This window comes from Ensifer sp. Root127 (assembly GCF_001425225.1).
Taxonomy (GTDB): Bacteria; Pseudomonadota; Alphaproteobacteria; order Rhizobiales; family Rhizobiaceae; genus Ensifer; species Ensifer canadensis.
Window position 1 is genome coordinate 470,563 of record NZ_LMDX01000012.1, and the last position, 25,075, is coordinate 495,637.

Consider the following 25,075-nt stretch of genomic DNA (forward strand, 5'->3'; position numbering starts at 1 on the left):
CCGGCCTTCGAGATTCTCTAGGAGTGCACCGGCTTATGCGGGGCGAACGAGGATATGCTTCTTCTTGCCGAGCGACAGCTTGACGATGCCATCCGAGGTCACATCGCCACTGCCGATCAGGCGGCGCTCATCGCTGACGGCCTCGTCATTGATGCGCACGGCGCCGCCCTGAACGTGACGGCGGGCTTCGCCGTTGGACGAGGCAAGCCCCGCACGTACGACAAGCGTCAGCAGGCCGATGCCGGCTTCGAGTTCCGACGCAGGCACGTCGACCGACGGCAGGTTTTCGGAGACTGCCCCTTCCTCGAAGGTCTTGCGGGCGGTCTCAGCAGCTTCCTCCGCTGCCTGCCGTCCGTGCAAGATTGCGGTCACTTCCGTTGCCAGAATCTTCTTGGCATCGTTGATCTCCGATCCGCCTAAGGCAGCGAGACGATTTATTTCGGCCATGGGAAGAGTGGTGAACAATTTCATGAAGCGGATGACATCGGCATCCTCGGTATTGCGCCAATACTGCCAGAAGTCATAGATCGGCAGCAGGTCCTTGTTGAGCCAAACAGCGCCATTGACCGACTTGCCCATCTTCGCACCGGACGACGTCGTCAGAAGCGGCGAGGTGAGGGCGTAAAGCTGGGTCGTTCCCATGCGGTGGCCCAGGTCGATACCATTGATGATGTTGCCCCACTGATCCGAGCCGCCCATCTGCAATCGGCAGCCGGTGCGCTTGTGCAGTTCGACGAAGTCGTAGGCCTGCAGGATCATGTAGTTGAACTCGAGAAACGACAGCGACTGCTCGCGATCAAGCCGGGTCTTGACGCTGTCGAACGACAGCATGCGGTTGACCGAGAAATGGCGGCCAACGTCACGCAGGAATTCAAGGTAGTTAAGCCCGCGCAACCACTCAGCATTGTTGATCATCAGTGCCGGGGTCTCGGACTTGTCGTAGTCGAGGTAGTTGGCGAAGACATGCTTGAGAGAGGCAATATTGTCCTCAATTATCTCAACGGTCATCAGCTTGCGCGCCTCTTCCTTAAAGGAAGGGTCGCCAACCATGCCTGTACCGCCGCCCATCAGCGAAATCGGCTGATGGCCGGTTGCCTGGAACCAGTGCAGCAACATGATCTGTGTCAGGTGGCCAACATGCAGGCTCGAAGCGGTCGGATCGTAGCCGATATAGGCAGTCACGGTTTCCTTGCGCAGCAGTTCGTCCAAACCAGATTCGTCGGAAATCTGATGAATGAAACCGCGCTCGCTGAGGGTGTGGAGGAAATCGGACTTGAACTCGGACATGACCTGTCTCTTTCGGCTGGGTAGAACGTCTGCGCGCGGCGTTTAGCACTGTTTGGGCAAAAGTGCACGTCTTTGCTTGGCCGATGTTTTTGCTATGTAGATGGGCAACGCCTTGGAGGAATGCATGGGCAAGATCATGACCGCGATCGGCTTGATGAGCGGGACAAGCATGGACGGGATCGACGTGGCGCTGCTGCGCACCGACGGCGATGCGATCGTCGAGCAGGGACCTTCGGCGGGATACGCCTATGAGGCACGCTTCCGCGACCGGCTGAAACAGGGTCTCGAAGACGCAAAGTCGATCGCCAGCCGCGAGCAACGGCCAGGAATTTTGGCCGATCTCGAGCGGGAACTGACGCTCAGGCATGTCGAAGCGGTTCAGGCATTTCTCCGGCAGAACAACATCTTGCGCGAAAGTGTTGATGTTATCGGGTTTCACGGCCAGACCGTGCTTCACCGGCCAGACGATGCCCTGACCGTCCAGATCGGCGACGGGGCGCTGCTTGCCCGCGAAACGGGCATCGATGTCGTCTATGACATGCGCGCCAACGACATGGAGCATGGTGGCCAGGGCGCACCGCTCATTCCGGCCTATCATGCAGCACTCGCCCGGAACGCCGCAGCGAATGGCGAACTGGTTCAGCCGGTCGTTTTCGTCAACATCGGCGGCATCTCCAATCTGACATTCATCGGCGCCGACGTCGGACTGGTTGCCTACGACAGCGGGCCCGGCAACACGCTGATCGATCAATGGGTGGAGGCACATGCCGGCATTCCCTTTGACCAGGGCGGCATGATTGCCAGCGAAGGCAGCGTGCTGCCGGATCTTGCCGAACGCTATCTGCTCAATCCCTTCTTCTCCTCGGACAGGCGCCGTTCGCTCGATCGCAACGATTTCGCACCGCCAAAGGGAAAGGACGCCAATCTCGAAGACGGAGCGCGAACGCTCGCCTATGTGACGGCGGCTGCGATCATCAAATCGGCCAGTCATCTGCCAGCAGCGCCCCGAACCTACATCGTGTGCGGCGGCGGCCGGCTCAATCCGGTGATCATGCGGGATCTGGCATCGGAGGCGACAGCCCATGGTGCAAACGTGCTTGCGGCCGAAGCGGTCGGCTTCAACGGTGATTCGATGGAGGCAGAGGCCTGGGCCTATCTCGCGGTGCGTGCGCAGCGGGGGTTGCCGCTCACCTATCCCGGCACAACCGGGGTGCGCCAACCGGTCACCGGCGGCAAATTCGCATCCCGCACCGCAGGCTGACGGCAGGTACCGCCTGCCGCGATTCCCTTTGCCCGATTAATCAAATTTTCGCCTGCCACCGATAGTATCGTCCGGTGCTGCCACATGAGGTGGCACAAAGCGGCCCTGCCGTGGCAACAGACAATTCGGGTTCGTCGATGGGTGGTGCGATTTCTCTGCTGGCTGTGAACTTCGTTATCGCCCAGATATTCACTGCAGCATTTCTTGTCATTGCCGCCAAGAGCCGGTCCAGAAGGGCCGCGCTCTTTTGCGCCGGCGGCTTTGCCGTTGCCTCGCTCGCGGCGGTATTCGAAACCGTCGTGCCCTTCACATCCTTTCCCCGTTTTTTTGCCATCGGTGCATTTGCGAGCGTGCTTGCCGGTTTCTGTCTGCTGCGCTTCGGCCTTGGTCTGTTCTATCGCGTGCCAGCCAACTGGCAGGTGCTTGTCGCCTTCTTCCTGGCCTCGGTGACGCTCGACCTCGCGATCTATGATCTTCCTAGGGGAACGCTGCAGCATGCCGCCCCCTACCAGTTGCCATTCTTTGTCATCCAGGCGTGGTCGGCCTCCGTCGTCATCCGCTCCAAACGGCGCTCGGCGGCGGACTGGATCCTGCTCTCGCTGCTGGTACTGACCTCTGGCTACTATCTCCTGAAAATCTACGCGGCCGTCGCGGCCGGTTCCGGGGCAACCGCGCAGGATTATGTATCGAGCCCGTTCGCGCTGATTTCCCAGGCGCTTGGCGCCGTGCTGATCGTCAGCACCGGTCTTGCGATGCTCGGCGTCATGGTCAAGGAGATCGTCGATGATGCCCGCGCACGCTCGGAAATAGACCTCTTGTCCGGGCTCTATAACAGGCGTGGCTTCACCGAACGCGTCATCCCTATGCTCCAGCTGCGCGAGGGCCGTCAGCCGGGCACCTTGATTCTGGCCGACCTCGACCGTTTCAAACTGGTGAATGACAGCTACGGACACCACACAGGTGACGAGGTGATCCGCCAGTTTGCGCGCGTCCTGAAAGATGTCATGCCCAACCGCGCAGTTGCCGGTCGTCTTGGCGGCGAGGAGTTTGTGGTTTTCCTGCCCTCCACAGATCTGGAGGAGGCGCGGGTGGTGGCGCACGGAATGCGCGCTGCGATGATGTCGCAAAAGATCGACGGTCTTGCGGAGCAGGCGAGAGTGACGTCAAGCTTCGGCGTTGCGGCGATTGCCAAGGGTGAACCGCTCGAACAGGCGATGCAGCGGGCCGACAAGGCTCTCTATGCGGCAAAAGAAAACGGGCGCAATCGTGTGGAATGCGCCGAGGCGCTACAAAATGTGGTCAACCCATTGCCCCCACAATGGATCGGGCGGCCTTAAGAGCCGCCCGCATCGGTATCAGCGGATGCGCTTGGCAGCCGGCTCCGGCGTCAGTTCGCCGTTGAGGCGGCGGTCGAGATAATCCTCGCATTCCGCCATCAGGCCTTCGACCTGGCCGTTGAAGAAGTGGTTGGCTCCCGGCACGGTCTTGTGGGTGATGAGAATACCCTTCTGCGCCTTCAGCTTTTCGACAAGTCCGTTCACGTCCTTCTCGGGTGCCACCTTGTCCGAATCACCATTGATGATGAGGCCGGAGGACGGGCAGGGCGCCAGGAACGAGAAGTCATAGGTGTTCGGCTGCGGGGCGACGGCCATGAAGCCTTCGATTTCCGGACGGCGCATCAGGAGCTGCATGCCGATCCAGGCGCCGAAGGAATAACCGGCAACCCAACAGCTCTTCGAATCGGGATGCAGGCTCTGCACCCAGTCGAGCGCAGATGCGGCATCCGAAAGCTCGCCGGCGCCATGGTCGAACTCGCCCTGGCTACGGCCGATGCCCCGGAAGTTGAAACGCAGCGTCGTAAAGCCGCGCTTCTGGAACATGTAGAAAAGCTGGTAGACGATCTGGTTGTTCATCGTGCCGCCGAACTGTGGGTGCGGGTGCAGGATGATGGCGATCGGGGCGCTCTTCTGCTTCGAAGGCTGATAGCGGCCTTCGAGGCGGCCGGCAGGTCCGTTGAAGATAATTTCGGGCATTGGCTCTCCGGGGGTGTTCCTGGTTCGAATCTTGGTTTCGGATCGCGATGAGTCTTGACGAAAGCACTCAGCTTTTCTAAAACCTAGTTTAGAACCGTTCAAAACTTCTGTGCGGGCATTCCGCCGTGTGCTTCGTCTCATAAGGCAAGCGGTGCGGAAAATTCAAGGAAAATGCATCGTCGGTGGTTGTCGGCGGTGAGCCTATTGTTCTAGCGAAGGAAATTATGTCGACCTCGCGCATCTATATGGACTGGAACGCCACGGCGCCGCTTCTTGCCGAAGCGCGCGACGCGTGCCTGTCTGCGCTCGATCTGGTCGGCAATCCTTCCTCCGTCCATGGCGAGGGCCGGACGATCCGCACGCTGATCGAAAATGCCCGCCGCGACGTGGGCGCGCTTTGCGGCGCCAAGGCGGCAAGCGTGATCTTCACCAGCGGCGCGACCGAAGCGGCCAACATGGTGCTGACGCCCGATTTCCGCATGGGCCGCACGCCGCTGAAGATTGGCCGACTCTATGCCTCGGCGATCGAGCATCCTGCATTGCGCGAAGGCGGGCGGTTTGCGCGCGAGAACGTTTCGGAAATCCCGGTGACGACCGCCGGTGTCGTCGATCTCGAGGCCCTGCGTGCGCTTCTCGACACCCACGACCGCGAAAGCGGCCTGCCGATGGTCGCGGTGATGCTGGTCAACAACGAAACCGGCATCATTCAGCCGATCTCCGAGATTGCCGCGATCGTTCGCACCCATGGCGGTATTCTCCTCGTCGACGCCGTACAGGCGGCCGGTCGGCTGCCGCTATCTATCGAAGAACTGGGTGCGGATTTTCTCATCATCTCCTCGCACAAGATCGGCGGCCCCAAGGGCGCTGGCGCGCTTGTCGCCCGGGGTGAGATCATGATGCCGGCACCGTTGATCCGGGGCGGCGGCCAGGAAAAGGGCCATCGCTCAGGTACCGAGAACGCGGTTGCGATCGCAGGCTTTGCTGCAGCGGCGCGCAAGGCTGCCGACAACCTCGATGATCGCATGGCATCGGTCGCAGCGCTTCGCGATCGGCTGGAACAGGATATGCAGACCTCGGCGCCGGATGTGGTGATCCATGGCCGCGACGTTTCGCGCGTTGGCAACACCATCTTCTTCACGCTTCCTGGCATGAAAGCGGAAACCGGACAGATCGCCTTCGACCTCGAGGGTGTCGCACTTTCGGCGGGTTCCGCCTGCTCATCCGGCAAGGTCGGTCAGAGCCACGTGCTGACTGCAATGGGTTACGACCCCCGTCAGGGGGCACTGCGCATCTCGATCGGCCCGGCCACCACGGAGGCCGAGATCGAGCGTTGCGCGGCGGTGTTCGCCAAGGTCGCCGCAAGGCGCCGAACGACAGGTCAGGCCGCGTGAGAACGCGCGGTTGAACGAAATTGCGGAAAAGCAATTTTCCGCTTGGCAAACGGGGTGAAAAGCGCCTTTTAGCCATTACATAAGCGGTGCGCCAAGTTCGCATCGTGTTGACAAGCTACCGGACCTTGGATCCGGCAAGATTGGAGAACGACATGCCTGCCGTGCAGGAGACCATTGATCAGGTCCGTCAGATCGACGTGGACCAGTACAAATACGGGTTTGAAACCACCATCGAAGTCGAAAAGGCGCCGAAGGGCCTTTCCGAAGATATCATCCGTTTCATCTCTGCCAAGAAGAGCGAGCCGGAATGGATGCTGGAATGGCGTCTTGAGGCCTATCGCCGTTGGCTGACGATGGACGAGCCGACTTGGGCGCGCGTCAACTATCCGAAAATCGACTTCAACGACATCTATTACTACGCCGCGCCGAAGGGCACGACGGGTCCGAAGTCGCTCGACGAAGTCGACCCGGAAATTCTGAAGGTTTACGAAAAGCTCGGCATCCCGCTGAAGGAACAGGAAATCCTCGCCGGCGTGCAGAAGTCCAAGATCGCCGTCGACGCCGTCTTTGACAGCGTTTCGGTGGTGACGACCTTCAAGGAAGAGCTGAAGAAGGCCGGCGTGATCTTCATGTCGATCTCCGAGGCGATCCGCGAGCATCCCGATCTGATCAAGAAGTATCTCGGAACTGTCGTTCCGCCGACCGACAACTACTATGCGACGCTCAACTCCGCCGTCTTCACCGATGGTTCGTTCGTCTACGTGCCGAAGGGCGTTCGCTGCCCGATGGAGCTGTCGACCTACTTCCGCATCAACGAGAAGAACACCGGCCAGTTCGAGCGCACGCTGATCATCGCCGAAGAAAGCGCCTACGTTTCCTACCTCGAAGGCTGCACGGCGCCGCAGCGCGACGAAAACCAGCTGCACGCAGCTGTCGTCGAACTCGTGGCCCTCGATGAAGCCGAGATCAAGTATTCGACGGTCCAGAACTGGTACCCTGGCGACAAGCACGGCAAGGGCGGTATCTACAACTTCGTCACCAAGCGTGGCGATTGCCGCGGCAAGAACTCCAAGATCTCCTGGACCCAGGTGGAAACCGGCTCAGCGATCACCTGGAAGTATCCATCCTGCATCCTGCGCGGCGACGGTTCGCGCGGCGAGTTCTATTCGATCGCCGTATCGAACGGCCATCAGCAGATCGACAGTGGCACCAAGATGATCCACCTCGGCAAGAACACGTCGAGCCGCATCGTCTCCAAGGGCATCGCTGCCGGCGTTTCGGAAAACACCTATCGCGGCCAGGTTTCGGCCCACCGCAAGGCCGAGAACGCCCGCAACTTCACCCAGTGCGATTCGCTTTTGATCGGCGACAAATGCGGCGCGCACACCGTGCCCTACATCGAGGCAAAGAACTCGACGGCACAGTTCGAGCACGAAGCGACGACCTCGAAGATCTCCGAGGACCAGTTGTTCTACTGCCTGCAGCGCGGCATCCCGACTGAAGCGGCGATCGCGCTGATCGTCAACGGCTTCGTCAAGGAAGTGATCCAGGAACTGCCGATGGAGTTTGCCGTCGAAGCGCAGAAGCTGATCGGCATCTCGCTCGAAGGCTCGGTCGGCTGAGGCCTTGAACTGATTATTGAATGGCGCGCATCCGCTTTGCGCGCAAACAGACGTTCGTTTCCCAAGAGGACGATATAATGCTTGAAATCAAGAACCTGCACGCCCGCATCGCCGAAGACGGCACTGAAATCATCCGTGGCCTGAACCTGACGGTGAAGGCCGGCGAAGTCGCCGCCATCATGGGGCCGAACGGCTCCGGCAAGTCGACGCTGTCCTACATCCTGTCGGGCCGCGAAGACTACGAAGTGACCGAAGGCGAGATCCTTTACAACGGCGAGAACATCCTTGAGCTGGAGGCTTCCGAGCGCGCCGCCAAGGGCATCTTCCTTGCCTTCCAGTACCCGGTCGAAATCCCGGGTGTTGCCACCATGCAGTTCCTGAAGGTGGCGATGAACGAGCAGCGCAAGTATCGCGGCGAAGACGAGCTGACGACACCGGAATTCATGCGCCGTGTCAAGGAAGCCGCTGCCGAGCTCAAGATCGCTCCGGAAATGCTGCGTCGCCCGCTCAACGTCGGCTTCTCCGGCGGTGAGAAGAAGCGCGCCGAGATCCTGCAGATGGCGTTGCTCGAGCCGAAGCTGTGCGTGCTTGATGAAACCGACTCCGGCCTCGACATCGATGCGCTGAAGATCGTCGCCGACGGCGTCAACGCACTGCGTTCGCCCGACCGCGCCGTCATCGTCATCACCCACTACCAGCGCCTGCTCGACTACATCGTTCCGGACACGGTGCACGTGCTCTACAAGGGCCAGGTCATCAAGTCGGGCGACAAGGCGCTTGCACACGAACTCGAAGCCAACGGCTACGCTGATATCATCGAGGCTGCAGCCTAGGGCCTGTTGAAGGAGTGTTCGAATGAATATGCAACAGGCAATCAAGATGACGGCAGCCGAAACGGCGCTCGTCGATGCCTATACCGCGCAGATCGGCGATCTACCCGGCGACGGCTCGGTGCTGTCGGTTCGTGACACCTTGGTGCACGAACTGCGGACATCAGGCCTGCCGACGCGCCGCGTCGAGTCCTGGCACTATACCGATCTTCGCACGCTGCTGCGTGCGGTACCTGCCGCCGACCCGACGGCTTTTGCTGATCGCGTCGAGGCGCTTGTCGCCGGCTCGACAGTACTTGCGGTGCGCAACGGCCATGCCGACCTCAAGGGCAATGCGCCCGAGGGCGTGACGATGCGCTCCTACACCGACAGCCTGCTCGACGGGTCGGCTGCTGCCGGCCTTGCGGTGCTCGGCTCGGACGACGCAATCGGCCGCATCAACGGCGGCCTCGTGCGCGGTGGTATCGAGCTTGCGATCGCAGACGGAACCGAGCTGGAAGACCCGCTTGAAATTCAGTTGGTGCAGAGCATCGGCCAGTCGCACACGCGCTTCCCGGTTTCCTTCGGTGCGAACACCAAGGCGACTGTGATCGAACGTCACCTGTCAACCGATGCCGGCGAGAGCCTGGTCTCAACGGTCAGCGACGTTGCGGTTGGCGAGGGTGCCGACATCATCTGGATCATCCTGCAGCAGCAGGGAGCCGCAGACACCCATCTCGGGCAGATGCGCTTCGATCTCGCCAAGGACGCCAAGCTGTATCTTTTCGTCATCAATGCCGGCGGCAAGCTGGTGCGACAGGAGATCCACGGCAAGACGAGCGGCGAAGGCGCTGATTTCAAGCTACGCGGCATCAACCTGCTCGGCGGCGAAAGCCACACGGACGTCACCTTCACGCTTGGCCATAACGTGCCGCACACCACATCGACGGAAATCATCCGCAACGTGGTCTTCGATCGCGCCAAAGGCGTCTTCCAGGGCAAGATCCTGGTTGCCAAGGACGCGCAGAAGACTGACGCGCGGATGGCGTGCAACACGCTGCTTCTTTCGGACGATGCCGACCTTTCGTCCAAGCCCGAGTTGGAGATCTTTGCGGACGACGTGCAGTGCGGTCACGGCGCGACGGTTACTGACATCGACCACACGCAGCTCTTCTATCTGCTTGCGCGCGGTATTCCGGAAAACAAGGCGCGGGCGATGCTCGTCAACGCCTTCGTCGCCGAAATCGTCGAGGAACTCGACGACGAGCCGCTGGTCGAGGCGCTGGAAGGCGTAATCTCGGCCTGGCTCGTGAAGCATGCCTGACAGGCGCGACTGATTGGATTGAAAGACATGGAACACACTGTGCCGGTGCCAGCCTATGACGTCGAAGCGATCCGCAAGGATTTTCCGATCCTGTCCCGGACTGTCTATGGCAAACCGCTTGTCTATCTCGACAACGGCGCATCGGCGCAGAAGCCGCAGTCAGTCATCGACGCGGTGAGCCATGCCTACGCCAACGAATACGCCAACGTGCATCGGGGCCTGCATTTCCTCTCGAATGCCGCCACCGAGGCCTATGAAGCGTCGCGCGAGAAAGTGCGCCGCTTCCTGAACGCGCCATCGGCCGACAACATCATCTTCACAAAATCCTCCACCGAGGCGATCAATACAGTCGCCTATGGCTACGGTATGCCGAAGCTTAGCGAGGGCGACGAGATCGTGCTGTCGATCATGGAGCACCACTCTAACATCGTGCCTTGGCATTTCATCCGCGAACGCCAGGGCGCCAAGCTGGTCTGGGCGCCGATCGACGACGATGGCGTGTTCCACATCGAAGATTTCGTCAAGTGCCTGACGGAGCGCACCAAGCTCATCGCCATTACCCACATGTCGAATGCTCTGGGCACCGTTGTACCGGTCAAGGAGATCTGCCGGATTGCCCGCGAGCGCGGCATTCCGGTGCTGGTCGACGGCAGCCAGGGCGCAGTCCACATGCCTGTCGACGTGCAGGACATCGACTGCGACTGGTACGTGATGACCGGCCACAAGCTCTACGGTCCCTCGGGGATCGGCGTGCTTTACGGCAAGATGGACCGCCTGAAGGAAATGCGCCCGTTCATGGGTGGCGGTGAAATGATCGAGGAAGTGACCGAAGACCGCGTCACCTACAACGATCCGCCGCATCGTTTCGAAGCCGGAACGCCGCCGATCGTCCAGGCGATCGGGCTTGGCTACGCGCTCGACTACATGGAAAAGATCGGCCGGGCGGCGATCACCAGGCACGAAGCCGACCTGACCGCCTATGCGCGCGAGCGCCTGTCGAGGATCAACTCGCTGAAAGTGTTCGGCAATGCGCCTGATAAGGGCAGCATCTTTTCCTTCGAGATCGCAGGCGTTCACGCCCATGACATCTCGACGGTGATCGACCGCGCCGGCGTCGCAGTTCGCGCGGGCACCCATTGTGCGCAGCCGCTCTTGAAACGCTTCGGCGTCACCTCCACATGCCGCGCATCCTTCGGCCTCTACAATACGCGGGCTGAAGTGGACGCATTGGCTGACGCGCTTGAGTACGCGCGCAAGTTCTTCGCCTGATCGGGTTTGGAAAATGGTTCAGAGTTTCAACTCAAGCATCTGAACTGAAAGAGAAAGTCTAGGAGGCCGACATGAGCCTGGATGCAACGGAAGACAAGATCGACGTGCGCGAGGGCATCGTGCATTCGGAAATCCCGTCCGAAGAACTGGCACGTCTGAGCGACGATATCATCAGCGCGCTGAAGACCGTCTACGACCCGGAAATCCCCGCCGACATCTTCGAGCTCGGCCTGATCTACAAGATCGACATCGAAGATGACCGCATGGTCAAGATCGACATGACGTTGACCGCGCCGGGCTGCCCCGTCGCCGGCGAGATGCCCGGCTGGGTCGAAAATGCGGTGGGCGCCGTCGAAGGCGTGTCGGGAGTCGAGGTCTCTATGACCTTCGATCCGCCGTGGACGCCTGACCGCATGTCGGAAGAGGCACAGGTGGCCATCGGTTGGTACTGACCGCAAGGCGCCATATTGATCCGTTAAGCTGCGGACACTACATTTGATTCTGGAAGGCGCCGGGCCTTTACCCCGGTGACGACAAGGAGAAAAGGCCGATGGGCTTTGCCGTGATGAGCTTGACCGATGCAGCCGCCGGGCGCGTCAAGTCGATCGTTGAAAATGCAGGTGGCGATGCCCTGGGCATCCGCGTCGGCATCAAGAAGGGCGGCTGTGCCGGCATGGAGTATGCCGTGGATCTCGTCACCGAGCCCAATCCAAAGGACGATCTGATCGAGCACGCTGGTGCCAAGGTCTGGGTTGCGCCGGAGGCGGTGCTTTACCTGCTCGGCACCCAGATGGATTTCGAGGTGACGACGCTTCGCTCCGGCTTCACCTTCCACAACCCCAACCAGACGTCAGCTTGCGGATGCGGCGAATCGGTCGAGCTGAAGCCGGCCGATCTGGCAGCGCTTGCGGAGCGCGGCGACGCCGTGGTGCGCGCGAACTGATACGCTCCTTGTGTTTCGAGAGATGGCAGGCCCGGGTTTTCGCCGGGCCTTTTTTCTGCTGATATGCGGTCGCGTAACTGGGGGAGATGGGCGTGACGGCGTTCGACGAGGAACTTGTCTTCAATGCGCTCTATGAGACCTTTCCGGATCCGGTGATCATCCTCGACGCTGAGCGCATCATTCGCTCCGCCAACCCAGCTGCACTCACGCAATTCGGCTATGCGGCCGACGCGTTCATCGGCCAACCGGCGCGCCTTATCTATGCTGACGACGACGAATACTTGAGGCGGCTGCGCAATCGCGCGGCAAGGGTCGACGAGACGATCGCGCGCACCTCGACCTACAGCTATATCCGGCGCGACGGCTCGACATTCTCGGGCCATCTGCGCACCACGCCGCTGATCGATGCCGCCGGACGGGAACTGGCCCTGATCGGCATCATCCGCGACGTCTCAGATCTCGCCAAGGCCGTGCTTGAGAGACAGCGGGCGTCCGACATGCTCGACGCAGCATTCGACGTTATGCCGGAAGGTTTCGCAATCTTCGATGCCGAGGAAAGGTTGCTGGTCTACAATCGCGCCTATGTGACGATCTGCGGCCCAGCCGGCCCCTTGCTTCACCCTGGCATGACCGCCGAAGAGATCCTTCTGCTTGCGCAGAAGGAGGGGCACTATCCCGAAGCCTTGCCCGGTAACCCGGATTGGCCCGCCTGGGTGGCGCATCGGCTGCAGGACTTTCGTCAACCGGACAACAGGGCGAAGATCTACCGCTACGCCGGCGACCGCTGGCTGAGGGTTGAAAATATCAAGACCAAGGACGGAAACACCGTCGTCCTGCGCGTCGATGTGACCGAACTGAAGCGCGCGGAACTGACGCTCGAGCGCCAGCGACAGGAGCTCGAGCACAAGAACGAGGCCCTCGATCAGTTCACGGCAACGGTCTCCCATGACCTGAAGGCACCCTTGCGGCACATTTCGATGTTCTCCGAGATGATCGAGGATGAATTGGCCGCCGGCAATCAGGATGAGGTTTCGGCCAGCGCCCGCCATCTGCGCGACAGCGCAAGGCGGATGAACCGGGTGATCGACAGCCTGCTCGATTATTCGCAGATTGCCTATCAGATCAGCACATGGTCCGATGTCGACCTCGGCGACATCGTCGCCGATACTCTGGGCGTTCTCGGCGGTCACGCGCGCGAGGCGAATGTGGCCTTCGAGATCGGTCCGCTGCCGAAGGTCCAGGGCGATCCGGAACTGTTGCGCCGGCTGGTGCAAAACCTTGTTGGCAATGCCATCAAGTATCGACATCCGGATCGCGGGCCTATCGTGCGCGTCAACGGCCGCGCCGTCGGCCAGCAGGTGGAGCTTGCGGTCGAGGACAATGGCATCGGCATCGACCCGCGATTCGCCACGCGCATCTTCGAAGTGTTCCAGCGCTTGCACCACGACGAAAGCACCTATGGCGGCACGGGCATCGGCCTTGCGCTTGCCAAGCGGATCGCCGAAAGCCACAACGGATCGATCCATCTTGACACGAGCTTCACCGAAGGCGCACGATTTGTGGTGACGCTTCCCAAGCGCATGCGGAAGACCAAGTAAGGCGACAAGATTGGCCAAGTCACCGAAGCGATTGCTTGTGGTGGAGGACAACGTGCACGACGCGCGTTTCGTCACGCGTGCCCTTTCACAGACCGACGACACGCTCGACATCGTCCATGTCACCCACGCCGACGAGGCCGTGGCGCGCCTCGGGCACGAGCACTTCGACTATGTGCTTCTGGATATCAAGATGCCCGGTGTCGACGGGATGGAACTCTTGGAGCGCATTCGCAGCAATGAGGGCACATCGGTGGTGCCGGTCATCGTGCTGACGTCGTCCACCAATCCGAGCGACGTTTTCCGGTCCTACAAGGCCGGTGCAAACGCCTATGCGGCCAAGCCGTCGTCGCTTTCGGGCTACAGGCAATTCGCCGAGGCCTTCGTCCGCTTCTGGATAGAAAACACCCTGCCGCCGCGCGGCGTCGTGCTTGATCAGTAGGGTAAGATCGGGGCGCACCATCGGGCGCGCCCCGCTTGTCATCGGTTTATTCCGCTGCTTCCGCGTAGCTTTCCAGCGGCGGGCAGGTGCAGACCAGGTTTCGGTCACCGAAGACGTTGTCGACCCGGTTGACCGGCGACCAGTACTTGTCGACCCGGAAAGCGCCTGGCGGGTAGCAGGCCTGTTCGCGCGAGTAGGGACGATCCCAATCGCCGACCAGGTCTTCGACCGTGTGCGGAGCGTTCTTCAGCGGGTTGTTGACCTTGTCCATCCGGCCTTCCTCGATGGCGCGGGCTTCCTCGCGGATTGCCAGCATTGCCTCGCAGAAGCGGTCGATCTCAGCCTTGGTCTCCGATTCCGTCGGCTCGATCATCAGCGTGCCGGCAACCGGCCAGCTCATGGTCGGAGCGTGGAAACCGCAGTCGATCAGGCGCTTGGCCACGTCGTCGACGGTCACGCCGGCGCTTTCGACCAGCGGGCGGGTGTCGATGATGCACTCATGCGCGACACGACCCTTGGACGACTTGTAGAGCACTTCGTAGGCGCCCTTCAGCCGAGCAGCGATGTAGTTGGCGCTGAGGATCGCCACCTTCGTCGCCTGGGTCAGGCCTTCTCCGCCCATCATCAGGCAGTAGCTCCAGGAGATCGGCAGGATCGAGGCCGAGCCGAAAGGAGCAGCCGAAACCGCACCGTCATTGCCATCCGTTTCCGGGTGACCCGGCAGGTAGGGTGCCAGATGCGCCTTGACGCCGATCGGGCCCATACCAGGACCGCCGCCGCCATGCGGGATGCAGAAGGTCTTGTGCAGGTTCAGGTGGCTGACGTCGGAGCCGATGTCGCCGGGGCGGGCAAGGCCGACCATGGCGTTCATGTTTGCACCGTCCATGTAGACCTGGCCGCCGTGCTTGTGCACGATCTCGCAGACCTCACGGACGTTCTCTTCGAACACGCCGTGCGTCGAGGGATAGGTGATCATGCAGCACGAGAGGTTTTCCGCGTACTGCTCGGCTTTTGCACGGAAATCATCCATATCGATGTCGCCGTTGTCGCTCACCTTGATGACGACGACCTTCATGCCGGCCATCTGGGCGGACGCCGGGTTCGTGCCGTGCGCCGAAGTCGGGATCAGGCAGACGTCGCGATGGTCGTTGCCCTGTGCCAGGTGGTATGCGCGGATCGTCAACAGACCGGCATATTCGCCCTGTGCGCCGGAGTTCGGCTGCATGGAAATCGCGTCATAGCCAGTGACGGCGCAGAGCTTATCCGACAGGTCTTCGATCATGTGCTGGTAGCCGGCCGCCTGATCCTTCGGAACGAAAGGATGGATTTCGGCGAATTCGGGCCAGGTGATCGGCAGCATTTCCGCCGTAGCGTTGAGCTTCATCGTGCAGGAACCGAGCGGAATCATCGCCCGGTCGAGCGCCAGGTCGCGGTCCGAAAGACGGCGGATGTAACGCGTCATTTCGCTTTCGGCGCGGTTCATGTGGAAGATCGGATGCGTCAGGTATTCGCTGGTGCGCAGCAGCGGCTGCGGCAGGCGATAGCCCGGCTCGAACTCTTCTACCTTGAAGTCACCACCAAAGGCGCGCCAGACGGCTTCGAGCGTGACGGGGCGCGAGCGCTCGTCGAGGCTGATGCCGATCTTGGTTTCGCCGATCTTACGCAAGTTCACTTCCTCGGCGACGGCAGTCTTGAGGATGATGCCCTGCAGCTTGCCGACATCGACGGTGATCGTGTCGAAAAACACGTCCGGTTCGACAGTGTAGCCAAGCTTTTCGAGGCCCATGGCGAGGCGAACGGTCTTCTGGTGAACGCTCTGAGCGATCGCCTTGATGCCCTTCGGTCCATGGAAAACAGCGTACATCGAGGCCATGACGGCCAGCAGCACCTGCGCGGTGCAGATGTTCGACGTCGCCTTTTCGCGGCGGATATGCTGTTCGCGGGTCTGCAGCGAAAGGCGATAGGCGCGGTTGCCGCGTGCATCGACCGAGACGCCGACGAGACGGCCGGGCATCGAGCGCTTGTGCGCGTCCTTGACGGCCATGTAGGCAGCGTGCGGACCACCGTAGCCGACCGGAACGCCAAAGCGCTGGGTGCAGCCGATGGCGATATCGGCACCCATTTCGCCGGGCGACTTCAAGAGGGCAAGCGCCAGCGGGTCGGCCGCGACCGTCGCGATCGCGCCGGCCTGGTGCAGGCGGGCGATCAGGCCGGTAAAGTCATGCACGTGGCCGTAGGTGCCCGGATACTGGAAGATGGCGCCGAAGACGTCGACCGGATCGAGATCGGTGAACGGATTGCCGATGACGATCTGCCAGCCGAGCGGCTCGGCACGGGTCTTCAACAGAGCAATCGTCTGCGGGTGGCAGCTCTCGTCGACGAAGAAGGCCTTCGCCTTGGACTTCGACACACGTTCGGCCATCGCCATGGCTTCGGCGGCAGCCGTCGCTTCGTCAAGCAGCGAAGCGTTGGCAACGTCGAGGCCGGTCAGGTCGCAGACCATCGTCTGGTAGTTGAGCAGCGCCTCGAGACGACCCTGGCTGATTTCCGGCTGATAGGGCGTATAGGCCGTGTACCAGGCCGGATTTTCCAGGATGTTGCGCTGGATGACCGGCGGCGTGATCGTGCCGTAATAGCCCTGGCCGATCAGCGACACGAGCTTCTGGTTGCGGTTGGCCGTTTCGCGCATCTTGTCGAGCGCTTCACGCTCGGTCATCGGCGCGCCCCAGGCCAAAGGCGTCTTCTGACGGATCGACGGCGGCACGGTGTCATCGATGAGCGCGTCGAGCGACGGATAACCGACGACCTTCAGCATCTCATCCATTTCCGCCGGCGACGGGCCGATATGACGCCGGTTGGCAAAGTCATACGGCTTGTAGTCGGTAAAGGTGAAGTCCTTGGGCATGCTCATCAGGCGACGAGCTCCTTGTAGGCCGCTTCGTCGAGAAGGGCGTCGGCTGCGTTCGGATCGGCGAGTTTCAGCTTGAAGAACCAGGCAGCGCCCTGCGGATCGCTGTTGACCAGCGACGGGTCGTCGACGATCGCCTGGTTGACTTCGACGATTTCGCCATCAAGTGGACAATAGACGTCGGATGCCGCCTTGACGGATTCAACCGTTGCCGCCGTGTCGCCCTTGGCAAAGGTGGAGCCAGTTTCCGGCAGTTCCACAAAAACGAGGTCGCCGAGCTGGCCGGCCGCGTGTTCGGTGATGCCGACCGTTGCTACGCCAGCTTCGACCTTCAGCCACTCGTGTTCGTCGGTGAACTTCAACATTTGCGCTCTCTCCTGATCAGCGTTTGTAGGTTTGTTTGACAAAGGGCAGGGCGGCGACGACGACCGGCAGATATTTGCCGCGCACCTCCGCATAAACCGTCGTGCCGTTGTCGGTATGGGTGGCGTCGACATAGCCCATGGCAATCGGGCCATCGACGGTGGGGCCGAAGCCGCCCGAAGTCACCTTGCCGACGAGCGTCTTGCCCTCGGTGTCGGCAAAAAGATTGGCACCACCGCGCACGGGCGCGCGGCCCTCTGGCTTCAGGCCGACGCGACGGCGCTTGGCGCCGTCTGCGAACTGGCCAAGAATCCGGTCCGCACCGGGAAAGCCGCCCTCGCGGGCACCGCCGGCGCGCCGCGCCTTCTGCATCGCCCACTCGATCGCGCCCTCGACCGGTGTGGTCGAAGTATCGATATCGTTGCCATAGAGACAAAGTCCGGCTTCGAGACGCAGCGAATCGCGCGCGCCAAGGCCAATCGGCTTGACATCAGGGTGTTCGAGCAACCGCTGCGTGACGTCGGCGGCCGATACCGAGGGAATGGAAATCTCGAAACCGTCTTCGCCGGTATAGCCGGACCGGGAGATGATGCAGGCTACATCGTGCAGGTCGGCTTCGGCGACATCCATGAAGCGCATGGCCGAAACATCGGCCCACAATTCGCCAAGAACTGCTTCTGCGTGGGGGCCCTGCAGCGCGATCAACGCACGGTCGTCGAGCATCGTGACTTCACAGGTGTCGGCGAGGCCCTTCTTCAGGTGCTCGAAATCGGCATCCTTGCAAGCGGCGTTGACCACCAGGAAGAGGTGGTCGCCGCGGTTGGCGATCATCAGGTCGTCGAGAATGCCGCCTTCGGCATTGGTGAAGATCGCATAGCGCTGCCGGCCTTCACCAAGGCCGAGCACATCGACGGGCACCAGCTTTTCCAGCGCCAGCGCTGCGTCCTCAATCTTGCCGGACTTTGGCCGAACGATGACCTGGCCCATGTGAGAAACGTCGAACAGACCTGCCGCGGTGCGCGTATGCAGGTGCTCCTTCATCACGCCGTCAGGGTACTGGACCGGCATGTCGTAGCCGGAAAAGGGCACCATGCGGGCACCCAGCGACAGATGCAACGCATGCAGCGGCGTATGTTTCAAATGGGAAATCTCTTCCAACTCCGGCCTCCAGGTCTGGCGCGCACGCGCGCCGGCTCACACTTCCGGCGTCAAACGCCGTCAAATTCGAGCCCCCTCTGTCCCTTTGCCTGAGATTGTTATCCCTTCGGCGAGCGCAAAAAAACGCTTCTCTCCAGAGTCCTACCGGCACCTTGCTGGTCCTTTGGCCTGAGAGTTTCCGGGGCGGTTGCTCCTTCGGCACCGGAACGAACCGGTTTCTCCCAACAAGATCGCCTCCAAATAACGGCGAACCTGTGAACTTGGCAAGGGGGCGGTGTCGCGGTCAAACACATTTTTGTCGCAGCACTTCCCATCGCCGGACTGGGGGTGCGTCAATTCTGTCTTTGCATTCTCCTCCGCTTGAGGATAACTCAGGATCGATACCGGGGACGACAATGACTAGGTGTAAGGGACATTTGCGGATCGCTGTGCGCATCGTCGCCGCTTTCGCGCTTGTTTTCCTGTCCTTCGCCCACAAGCCGGCGATGGCAAAAAGCCTGACGCCTGCAGAGATCGCAGCCTATCAGCTACCCGATGGCACCATCGCCGATATCTGCTTCGGCATGGATGGCATCGACAACGGCAAATCGCCATCGATGGCGCCGGTCTGCGAGGCCTGCCGGCTTGCGGTGGCTGCCCTGCTGCCGACGCCGCCGCAACATAGCGAACGCGCCGAGACCGGCAACTGGCTTGCCGATTTGCACCGCGCGCAAGACGAAATTACCGTCCGGCATCTGCGCCTTCTGCCGCCGCCGCGCGGACCTCCCCACCAGTCGTAACGCTTCCCCACGCATTCAATTTCAATGCGCCGCGATGGCGGCATCGACCACGACAGAACCGGGCTCTGACCGGCACGTGGTCAGGAGTGTACGACATGAACAAGACCGCACTGACTATATTTTCCCTCGGCCTGGCGCTTTCAACCGCTGGCGTCGCCCACGCCCATGCGACGTTCGAAACCGACAGCGCGCAATCCGAAAAGAGCTTCAAGGCGGTGCTGCAGGTTCCGCACGGTTGCGATGGCAAGGCAACGACCGAGGTGCAGATGAAGCTGCCGGAAGGCTTCGTCTTCGCCAAGCCGCAGCCGAAACCGGGTTGGGAGCTGGAGATCATCAAGGGCGACTACCAGAAGACCTATGACAATCACGGCGAGAAGGTCTCTTCCGGCCCAATCGAGATCCGCTGGAAGGGCGGCAATCTGCCCGAAGAGTTCTACGATACCTTCGTCGTCAAAGGTAAGATCTCGGGCTTCGACAAGGAAACCGTGCTTGCCTTCCCGACGGTTCAGCTGTGCGGCACGGACGGCAAGGTGGTGTGGGACGAGGTAGCAGCCGAGGGGCAGAGCGCCCATGACCTGAAGAGCCCGGCGCCCACGGTGACGGTGACGCTTGCCGCCGGTGGCGACGAGCATGCCGGACACGGCGGGCAGATGGCCACGGACGGCCCGGTCAAGCTGGGCGACCTTGAAATCTTTGGCGGCGCGGCCAAGGCGATGCTGCCGGGCGCCAAGGTTGGCGGCGGCTTCCTGACGATCAAGAACGGCGGCGGCGCCGACGATCGCCTGGTCGCAGTCGAGAGCCCGGTCGCGGGTCGCGTCGAGATCCACGAAATGGCGATGCAAAACGACGTGATGAAGATGCGCAAGCTCGATGACGGCGTTGCCATCCCGGCCGGCGAGACCGTCGAGCTCAAGTCCGGCGGCCTGCATCTGATGTTCATGCAGGTGTCGAAGCCGTTTGCCGAGGGTGAAACCGTGCCGGTTACGCTGGTCTTCGAGAAGGCTGGCAAGGTCGATGCCACGCTTGCCGTGGGAACGGCGGCCGGCGGCGCTGCGGCAACCGGCGGGCACAAGCACCACTGAAGGACCTGATGAGACGAAGGGCTTTGCCTCAGGCGGCGCCGTTCTCATCCTCTTGGCCGGCGGGATCTTCCTGCCGGCTTTCGTTTTCGCGCCATTCTGGCATGTCCCCGTCGTCGCGCATGTATTCGAGATATCGGCGTAGCGTTTCCGCCTCGCTCTGCTGCGGCAGGCGGCCATCGGCGCTCATCAGCATCAACGACAGGGGCAGGGCGCCCTTCATCTTGGGAATAGATGCCTGGGTGATCGTCGGCTCGCTGGAACGGCGGGTCGAAAGCAAGGTGATCGCCTCATCGGCCGGGCCATCGCCGGACACGCGCGCCTTCGGCTTGACGGCTTCCGCCGCATAAGCCGCTGTGGTCGCGGATACCGTGACGACCTGTACCACCTTGTTCCCCTGCCTTCCTTGCTATTAATCCTTTCCTTTTTGCGCTGTTTCGCTTGAAGCTGGGTGAAAATTGGCGGTCGCCTTTTAGTCGAATCCTAACGATTGCTTCTAAGGGCGGTGCGGATCGGTTTTCGAAGAGTCTATGTCGGGATGCGCCCATGCGATCCATCCCTCGGGCATGAAGGCCGGACACTTCGGGCATCCCCGACGGGGGAACGCACAGGTTGAAGACCACCCTGATTGCTCTCTTTGCCTCGACGCTTGGGTCAGTCGCCCGGGCGACGGCAGGCGTTGCCACCACAGGCCAGCAAAGACGAACGCCAGGCTGAGGTTGTACTGCAGCCTTCGCATATACTTGCGACATGCCTTAAATACGCGCACACTCACCCCGGATACAAAAGGCGTGCCCAGATTTCACAAGGGAGCAATTTGATGCCAGATCGCACCGCGCTCGAGCAAACCGTGCACTCGCTCTATGCAGCGCGCGATGCCAACGACCTTGAGGCCATGCTGGCCTGTCTGCATCCAACCTTCAGCTTCCGTATCGTCGGTAGCGGCCGTCTTGGGGCCATGACCCAGAAGGTCAGCAATCCGGAAGCAGTGCGCTCCGCTTTTCGCGGCCTGGTCGACGCCTGGGATTTGAGCCAGATGAAGACGGTTCAGCTCGACGTCGACGGTAACACGGTTTACGCCCATCGGGTTGGGCCCATCCGCTTCGTTCCTTCCGACACATGGTTCGATACGGAAATCCTGGACAGGTTCAGCTTCAGCGACGACCGGATGGCTGACCTGACGGAATTCGTCGACACCTTGCTTGTTGCCGAAACCGTCGGTCTTGTCGCGATGCCGGCGATCGCGGTGGATTATTCGTCGTCCACACGAGACAGTATCAGCCTCTGAATATCCGGATCCTGGCTGCGGATTGCCGTCATCAACGCACTCAACCGGCCGCGTAGGCCGTGAATCTGATCGAGCAGTTGCATGGCGACGTCGACGCCGTCGTCGTTGACGCCCATGGGGCCAGTCAGGTCCTGGATCAGGCGGGCGCGGGCAAGATCATCGTCTTCGAATATCCAACCTCTGTCGGCATGGCGCGGCACAAGCCAGCGCTGCTCGACCCAGACCCGTAGCACCGTGACCTCGATTTCGAGGTGTTCGCAAAACTCGCTGTCGTTCATGCGTTGCCTCCCAGGTTCTTGCGTGGATCCTCCGCCTTTCCGGCTGCCCAGCCCTCGACGAAGGCGGCGAGCGCCGGATCGGCCTGCGGCGCAAGCGTGATCTTCAGCGTCACATAGGCATCGCCGTGGCCACCGCCCGGCTTGCGCATGCCCTTACCCTTCAACCGCAAGACCTTGCCGGTGTTGGAGTTCGGCGGGATCGTGACGTTGACGGCGCCATCCATGGTCGGAACGCGCATCTTGCCGCCAAGCACGGCTTCGCTCAGCGAAATCGGGATCTCATAGCGCACATCCTCACCATCCACCTGGAACAGCGGATGCGGCCGCACACGGATGTCGATCAGCGCGTCACCGGCAGCCGCGCCGTTGGAGCCGGGCTCTCCCTTGCCGCGCAGGCGCAACGTCTGGCCGTCGCGTGTGCCCGGCGGAATCGTCAGATCAAGGGCCGGCCCGCCCCCCGGCAGGCTGATCTGCTTCTTGGCACCATTGACCGCCTCGAGCAGACTGATCTCCATCGAGAAATGTGCATCGCGCCCGCGCATCGATTGTTGGCCCCGACCACGACGAGAAAAGAAGTTGGAGAAAATATCGTCCGAATCGCCGAAATCCGAAAAGCCGTGAGCGCTTTCGTAGCGACCGGCGGTGTCGTTGGCGCCGGCATAATCGCGGTAGAAGTTCCGAGGCGCCGTTTCCGCGCCGGTTTCGTCGATCTCGCCGCGATCGTATTTGCCGCGCTTCTCCTCGTCGCTTAAGAGCGCATAAGCGGCCGAAACTGACTTGAAGCGATCCTCGGCTCCCTTGTCCCCGGGGTTGAGATCGGGATGTAGTTTCTTGGCAAGCTTGCGGTAGGCGCTCTGAATATCTTTCTGCTTGGCGTCCCGGCTGACGCCCAGGGTTTCGTATGGACTGCTCGGCATGGGTCTCCCTCAAACTGAAGCGATCGGCAGTGGATCGGGCTGTGCGGTACAGCTCACATATCCCAATCCAATCGGGTGATCGGTCGCTTGACTACAAGCATAGGGCACCCGTGCGGAAACGACAGGGAGAAAACGAACCGCGGCCGGTTTGTGCTCTCATTTCGCGAGTAGGCCGTTTCTGCTACAATCGGGATTTCGGAACCATTCGAAAAAGGCAGCGTTCCCATTGGGTGGTTTTTCAACGGAGGCCGACATGTCCGTGCGCCTGCAACTTGCCATCATGGTTGGACTGATGATCAACGCCGTGCTCTTCGGCATCGGTGCGGTGATCGTGCTTTCCATCCCGGTGCTCGCCGACAACGCCAAGTATTCTCTGCCAGTCGTGGTCGTCACATGTTTCATCCTCACGCCTTTCATCGCCTGGCTGATGGCTCCACGCCTCAGGCTGCGTTACTGGCGGGAGCGCGAGCAGCCGGGCAAACACCTGTCGACGTGAACCTTCGCCTCGGCTTTTCCCAGGGGCAGGCGGCTGAGTTCTACTGCATGTTTCCTTAAATCCTATTCGTTTTAAGGATAAAAACCTGCAGCAATTCAAAGTGCTACAGCGACCTTTGCGCGTCTAAGACGCGCGGCGCTGTAGAAGCTGAAAGAAGCGTGCTGCTGTTTGCCCCGCTCACCCTTGTGAGTGCAAAAGCGCCAACGATTTGCCGCGCCCAATATGCGCGCAGACGTTGAACACATCACAGGCAAGCACAAATTAGCTTTAAACAATCAATGCCCTTGATAGATGCCCGGTTGAGTATCATAGAATTGGCGGGTCAAATCGTCATGCGTCGCTTCGGCGTAGCGCACGGCCGAAGATCAAACGACGCTGAAGGAGCAAATGCCTATGAAAACTGCGATGTTGCTACTCGTTCTCTCCACCTTGGCGGCCTGTGCGCAAACCACGGGCGGCGGTGGTGTGAATTATGTCAGCGGCGACGGCGACTATTACCAGGGCATCGTTACACCGAAATAATCCGGTGAAGGCAGCCTGAAATCCCATGGAAGTGGGCTTTTCACCAAAAAGGCTTCGGTTGCACGGTTGCGCTCTCCCACGCACCGATCAACCGAAGCAACACTCGCACCAAGAACGGCAGAACTCTTGTCGACGCGCCACAACTCTGCGGCGCTCTCCGTAACTGATCCATCCCGCATTGATCATACGCAGCGAAGCTGCATGCCACCTGTCTTTGGCTGTCGGCTAATTCTCAAACCGCTTCTTCAGGAAGTAACGCGCTATTGCGCCCGGCGCGCCCTCCAGCTGGCCGAAAACCACAAAACCCAGCTTTTCGTAAAAAGGCCGCGCCTGGAATTCGAACGTATCGAGCCATAGGCCGATGTAGCCGCGATCCCGCGCGATCTTCTCCGCCTCGGCGATCAGTCGCTGTCCCAGACCTTGGCCGCGAAGGTTTTCCGGTATGGCGAGATAGCGGATGAAAGCCCAGCCATAGCCATCGGTCGCATAGAGCCCGCCGATTGCCGCCTTCGTTTCGGGATCCCGAATGAAGACGGCAAAACCGGGCTGATCGACCATGCCGCTATGCGCATCGTTATAGGCGTCAAGCGTCGTGACGATCGCACGCAGATCATCCTTGCTCGGATCTTCGAGGGTGATGTCGATGATGGGGGCTGTCATTTGGAACGAGCCAGATAAGCGGGGCGAATGGGTAAAGACTGCGGATGCACAATTGCGACGGTCGGCGGTGCCTCTCTAGCCGCAACAGATACATAATCTGTGCTGGCTGCCAAGTGTTTCATCCCGACGGCTCTGGCGCCTTACACGGTTGCGATACGCCTTCTCGTAGGACGATCGGCGATTTGGTGCTGAGCCACTCATCGTAACTGAGATGGCGCGTCTCGTAGCCGGGTTTGGCGACACACCACCGCCAAGAGAACACGTCGTAGCCATGCACGACCAGCGCCTCAACACGCCATTCACCTTCTTATGAAAGCGTGCGATTCCTGATGCGTCCGTCTCCGTCACCTCGGCAAGTCCGCGGCGATTATGAGGATGAACAATTGTCCAAAGATGCACCTTCGCGCCCGCAATCGGGACCTCGCTGGTGTCGTGGACGGAGACACGAGCTGCCGGCTTCAGTTGCTTGCAAATCGGGTAGGCGCAGCTAGCCGGCAAGACAAGCGGCAGCAGTAGCAATAGACGGAATGCACTCATTACACCTGCCTCTCCTGTCAGAGAGAAACCAAATCCGTAACGTTTCAAATGCGGGAAGCAAGGTCAGGCAGAAATCCGGAGCCTGCCCCAACACAAAAGGCGCTCTAAGGAGCG

The 25,075-nt window shown here is 60.9% G+C and carries 25 protein-coding genes and 1 riboswitch; of the genes, 16 read left to right on the forward strand and 9 right to left on the reverse strand.

Translation table 11 applies throughout. The features are described 5' to 3' along the window. Nucleotides 1-33: 33 nt before the first annotated feature. Nucleotides 34-1,287, reverse strand: a complete 1,254-nt coding sequence (tyrS, locus tag ASD03_RS16825) for a tyrosine--tRNA ligase (RefSeq protein ID WP_057208646.1) — start codon at nt 1,285-1,287, stop codon at nt 34-36. 124 nt (nt 1,288-1,411) lie between these two features. Here tyrS and ASD03_RS16830 point away from each other — a divergent pair, with 124 nt between their 5' ends. Further along, nucleotides 1,412-2,548 (forward strand): anhydro-N-acetylmuramic acid kinase, encoded by a 1,137-nt coding sequence (locus ASD03_RS16830; protein ID WP_057208644.1) that lies wholly within the window; start codon nt 1,412-1,414, stop codon nt 2,546-2,548. Between the two features lie 137 nt (nt 2,549-2,685). Beyond that, nucleotides 2,686-3,885, forward strand: coding sequence for a GGDEF domain-containing protein (locus ASD03_RS16835; RefSeq protein ID WP_057208642.1), 1,200 nt, complete (start codon nt 2,686-2,688; stop codon nt 3,883-3,885). 18 nt (nt 3,886-3,903) lie between these two features. On the opposite strand, the gene ASD03_RS16840 is transcribed toward ASD03_RS16835, so the two are convergent. Beyond that, a complete protein-coding gene (locus ASD03_RS16840; RefSeq protein WP_025427123.1) occupies nt 3,904-4,581 on the reverse strand; it encodes an alpha/beta hydrolase in 678 nt (225 codons plus the stop codon). Nucleotides 4,582-4,805: 224 nt separating this feature from the next. Here ASD03_RS16840 and ASD03_RS16845 point away from each other — a divergent pair, with 224 nt between their 5' ends. The 9 genes from ASD03_RS16845 to ASD03_RS16885 all read left to right on the forward strand — a co-directional run bounded on the left by ASD03_RS16845 (nt 4,806) and on the right by ASD03_RS16885 (nt 13,976). Continuing rightward, a complete protein-coding gene (locus ASD03_RS16845) occupies nt 4,806-5,972 on the forward strand; it encodes a cysteine desulfurase family protein (protein WP_025427122.1) in 1,167 nt (388 codons plus the stop codon). A 152-nt stretch (nt 5,973-6,124) separates the two neighbouring features. Further along, nucleotides 6,125-7,594 carry a Fe-S cluster assembly protein SufB gene (gene sufB / locus ASD03_RS16850; protein WP_025427121.1) on the forward strand — a complete coding sequence of 490 codons (1,470 nt, stop codon included), beginning with the start codon at nt 6,125-6,127 and terminating at the stop codon, nt 7,592-7,594. Between the two features lie 77 nt (nt 7,595-7,671). Beyond that, nucleotides 7,672-8,427: a Fe-S cluster assembly ATPase SufC gene (gene sufC, locus ASD03_RS16855; RefSeq protein WP_025427120.1), complete on the forward strand. Its 756-nt coding sequence runs from the start codon at nt 7,672-7,674 to the stop codon at nt 8,425-8,427. Nucleotides 8,428-8,449: 22 nt separating this feature from the next. Continuing rightward, nucleotides 8,450-9,727, forward strand: a complete 1,278-nt coding sequence (gene sufD, locus ASD03_RS16860) for a Fe-S cluster assembly protein SufD (protein WP_025427119.1) — start codon at nt 8,450-8,452, stop codon at nt 9,725-9,727. Nucleotides 9,728-9,754: 27 nt separating this feature from the next. Beyond that, nucleotides 9,755-10,996: a cysteine desulfurase gene (locus ASD03_RS16865; RefSeq protein WP_057208634.1), complete on the forward strand. Its 1,242-nt coding sequence runs from the start codon at nt 9,755-9,757 to the stop codon at nt 10,994-10,996. Nucleotides 10,997-11,067: 71 nt separating this feature from the next. After that, on the forward strand, nt 11,068-11,448 hold the full coding sequence (locus ASD03_RS16870; protein ID WP_025427117.1) for an SUF system Fe-S cluster assembly protein: 381 nt from the start codon (nt 11,068-11,070) through the stop codon (nt 11,446-11,448). 98 nt (nt 11,449-11,546) lie between these two features. Then, entirely contained in the window at nt 11,547-11,939 is a 393-nt protein-coding gene (sufA, locus tag ASD03_RS16875; RefSeq protein ID WP_025427116.1) for a Fe-S cluster assembly scaffold SufA, read from the forward strand. A gap of 92 nt (nt 11,940-12,031) precedes the next feature. After that, entirely contained in the window at nt 12,032-13,537 is a 1,506-nt protein-coding gene (locus tag ASD03_RS16880; protein WP_158071672.1) for an ATP-binding protein, read from the forward strand. Between the two features lie 10 nt (nt 13,538-13,547). After that, complete coding sequence (locus ASD03_RS16885; protein WP_025427114.1) at nt 13,548-13,976, forward strand: response regulator; 429 nt, start codon at nt 13,548-13,550, stop codon at nt 13,974-13,976. A 46-nt stretch (nt 13,977-14,022) separates the two neighbouring features. Here the strand turns inward: ASD03_RS16885 and gcvP are convergent, their stop codons facing one another. From gcvP to gcvT, 3 genes are read right to left on the reverse strand one after another with little or no spacing between them, the layout of a single operon-like run. Then, entirely contained in the window at nt 14,023-16,887 is a 2,865-nt protein-coding gene (gene gcvP / locus ASD03_RS16890; RefSeq protein ID WP_025427113.1) for an aminomethyl-transferring glycine dehydrogenase, read from the reverse strand. Then, nucleotides 16,887-17,249: a glycine cleavage system protein GcvH gene (gene gcvH, locus ASD03_RS16895; protein WP_025427112.1), complete on the reverse strand. Its 363-nt coding sequence runs from the start codon at nt 17,247-17,249 to the stop codon at nt 16,887-16,889. Before gcvH ends, gcvP begins: the two co-directional genes overlap by 1 nt. Nucleotides 17,250-17,265: 16 nt before the next feature. Then, nucleotides 17,266-18,405: a glycine cleavage system aminomethyltransferase GcvT gene (gene gcvT, locus ASD03_RS16900; RefSeq protein ID WP_057214345.1), complete on the reverse strand. Its 1,140-nt coding sequence runs from the start codon at nt 18,403-18,405 to the stop codon at nt 17,266-17,268. Nucleotides 18,406-18,551: 146 nt separating this feature from the next. After that, nucleotides 18,552-18,639: riboswitch (glycine riboswitch) on the reverse strand. A 161-nt stretch (nt 18,640-18,800) separates the two neighbouring features. Here gcvT and ASD03_RS16905 point away from each other — a divergent pair. Next, nucleotides 18,801-19,184 carry a hypothetical protein gene (locus ASD03_RS16905; RefSeq protein WP_057208627.1) on the forward strand — a complete coding sequence of 128 codons (384 nt, stop codon included), beginning with the start codon at nt 18,801-18,803 and terminating at the stop codon, nt 19,182-19,184. Nucleotides 19,185-19,279: 95 nt separating this feature from the next. After that, nucleotides 19,280-20,266: a DUF1775 domain-containing protein gene (locus tag ASD03_RS16910; protein ID WP_057214347.1), complete on the forward strand. Its 987-nt coding sequence runs from the start codon at nt 19,280-19,282 to the stop codon at nt 20,264-20,266. A gap of 28 nt (nt 20,267-20,294) precedes the next feature. On the opposite strand, the gene ASD03_RS16915 is transcribed toward ASD03_RS16910, so the two are convergent. Further along, a complete protein-coding gene (locus ASD03_RS16915) occupies nt 20,295-20,651 on the reverse strand; it encodes a hypothetical protein (protein WP_025427108.1) in 357 nt (118 codons plus the stop codon). Nucleotides 20,652-21,083: 432 nt separating this feature from the next. Here ASD03_RS16915 and ASD03_RS16920 point away from each other — a divergent pair, with 432 nt between their 5' ends. Next, nucleotides 21,084-21,551, forward strand: a complete 468-nt coding sequence (locus ASD03_RS16920) for a nuclear transport factor 2 family protein (RefSeq protein ID WP_025427107.1) — start codon at nt 21,084-21,086, stop codon at nt 21,549-21,551. Here ASD03_RS16920 and ASD03_RS16925 read toward each other — a convergent pair. Beyond that, entirely contained in the window at nt 21,515-21,829 is a 315-nt protein-coding gene (locus ASD03_RS16925) for a chaperone modulator CbpM (protein WP_057208621.1), read from the reverse strand. The genes ASD03_RS16920 and ASD03_RS16925 overlap by 37 nt on opposite strands. Next, a complete protein-coding gene (locus tag ASD03_RS16930; RefSeq protein ID WP_057214350.1) occupies nt 21,826-22,746 on the reverse strand; it encodes a J domain-containing protein in 921 nt (306 codons plus the stop codon). The genes ASD03_RS16925 and ASD03_RS16930 overlap by 4 nt, the downstream gene beginning before the upstream one ends. A 253-nt stretch (nt 22,747-22,999) precedes the next feature. On the opposite strand from ASD03_RS16930, the gene ASD03_RS16935 reads away from it, so the two are divergent. Continuing rightward, complete coding sequence (locus ASD03_RS16935) at nt 23,000-23,242, forward strand: hypothetical protein (protein ID WP_025427105.1); 243 nt, start codon at nt 23,000-23,002, stop codon at nt 23,240-23,242. A 393-nt stretch (nt 23,243-23,635) separates the two neighbouring features. Further along, complete coding sequence (locus tag ASD03_RS41120) at nt 23,636-23,764, forward strand: hypothetical protein (RefSeq protein ID WP_255569869.1); 129 nt, start codon at nt 23,636-23,638, stop codon at nt 23,762-23,764. A gap of 225 nt (nt 23,765-23,989) precedes the next feature. Here the strand turns inward: ASD03_RS41120 and ASD03_RS16940 are convergent, their stop codons facing one another. Then, the gene (locus ASD03_RS16940; RefSeq protein ID WP_025427104.1) at nt 23,990-24,424 is read right to left on the reverse strand and encodes a GNAT family N-acetyltransferase; all 435 of its coding nucleotides are present in this window, start codon (nt 24,422-24,424) and stop codon (nt 23,990-23,992) included. Nucleotides 24,425-25,075: the final 651 nt, after the last annotated feature.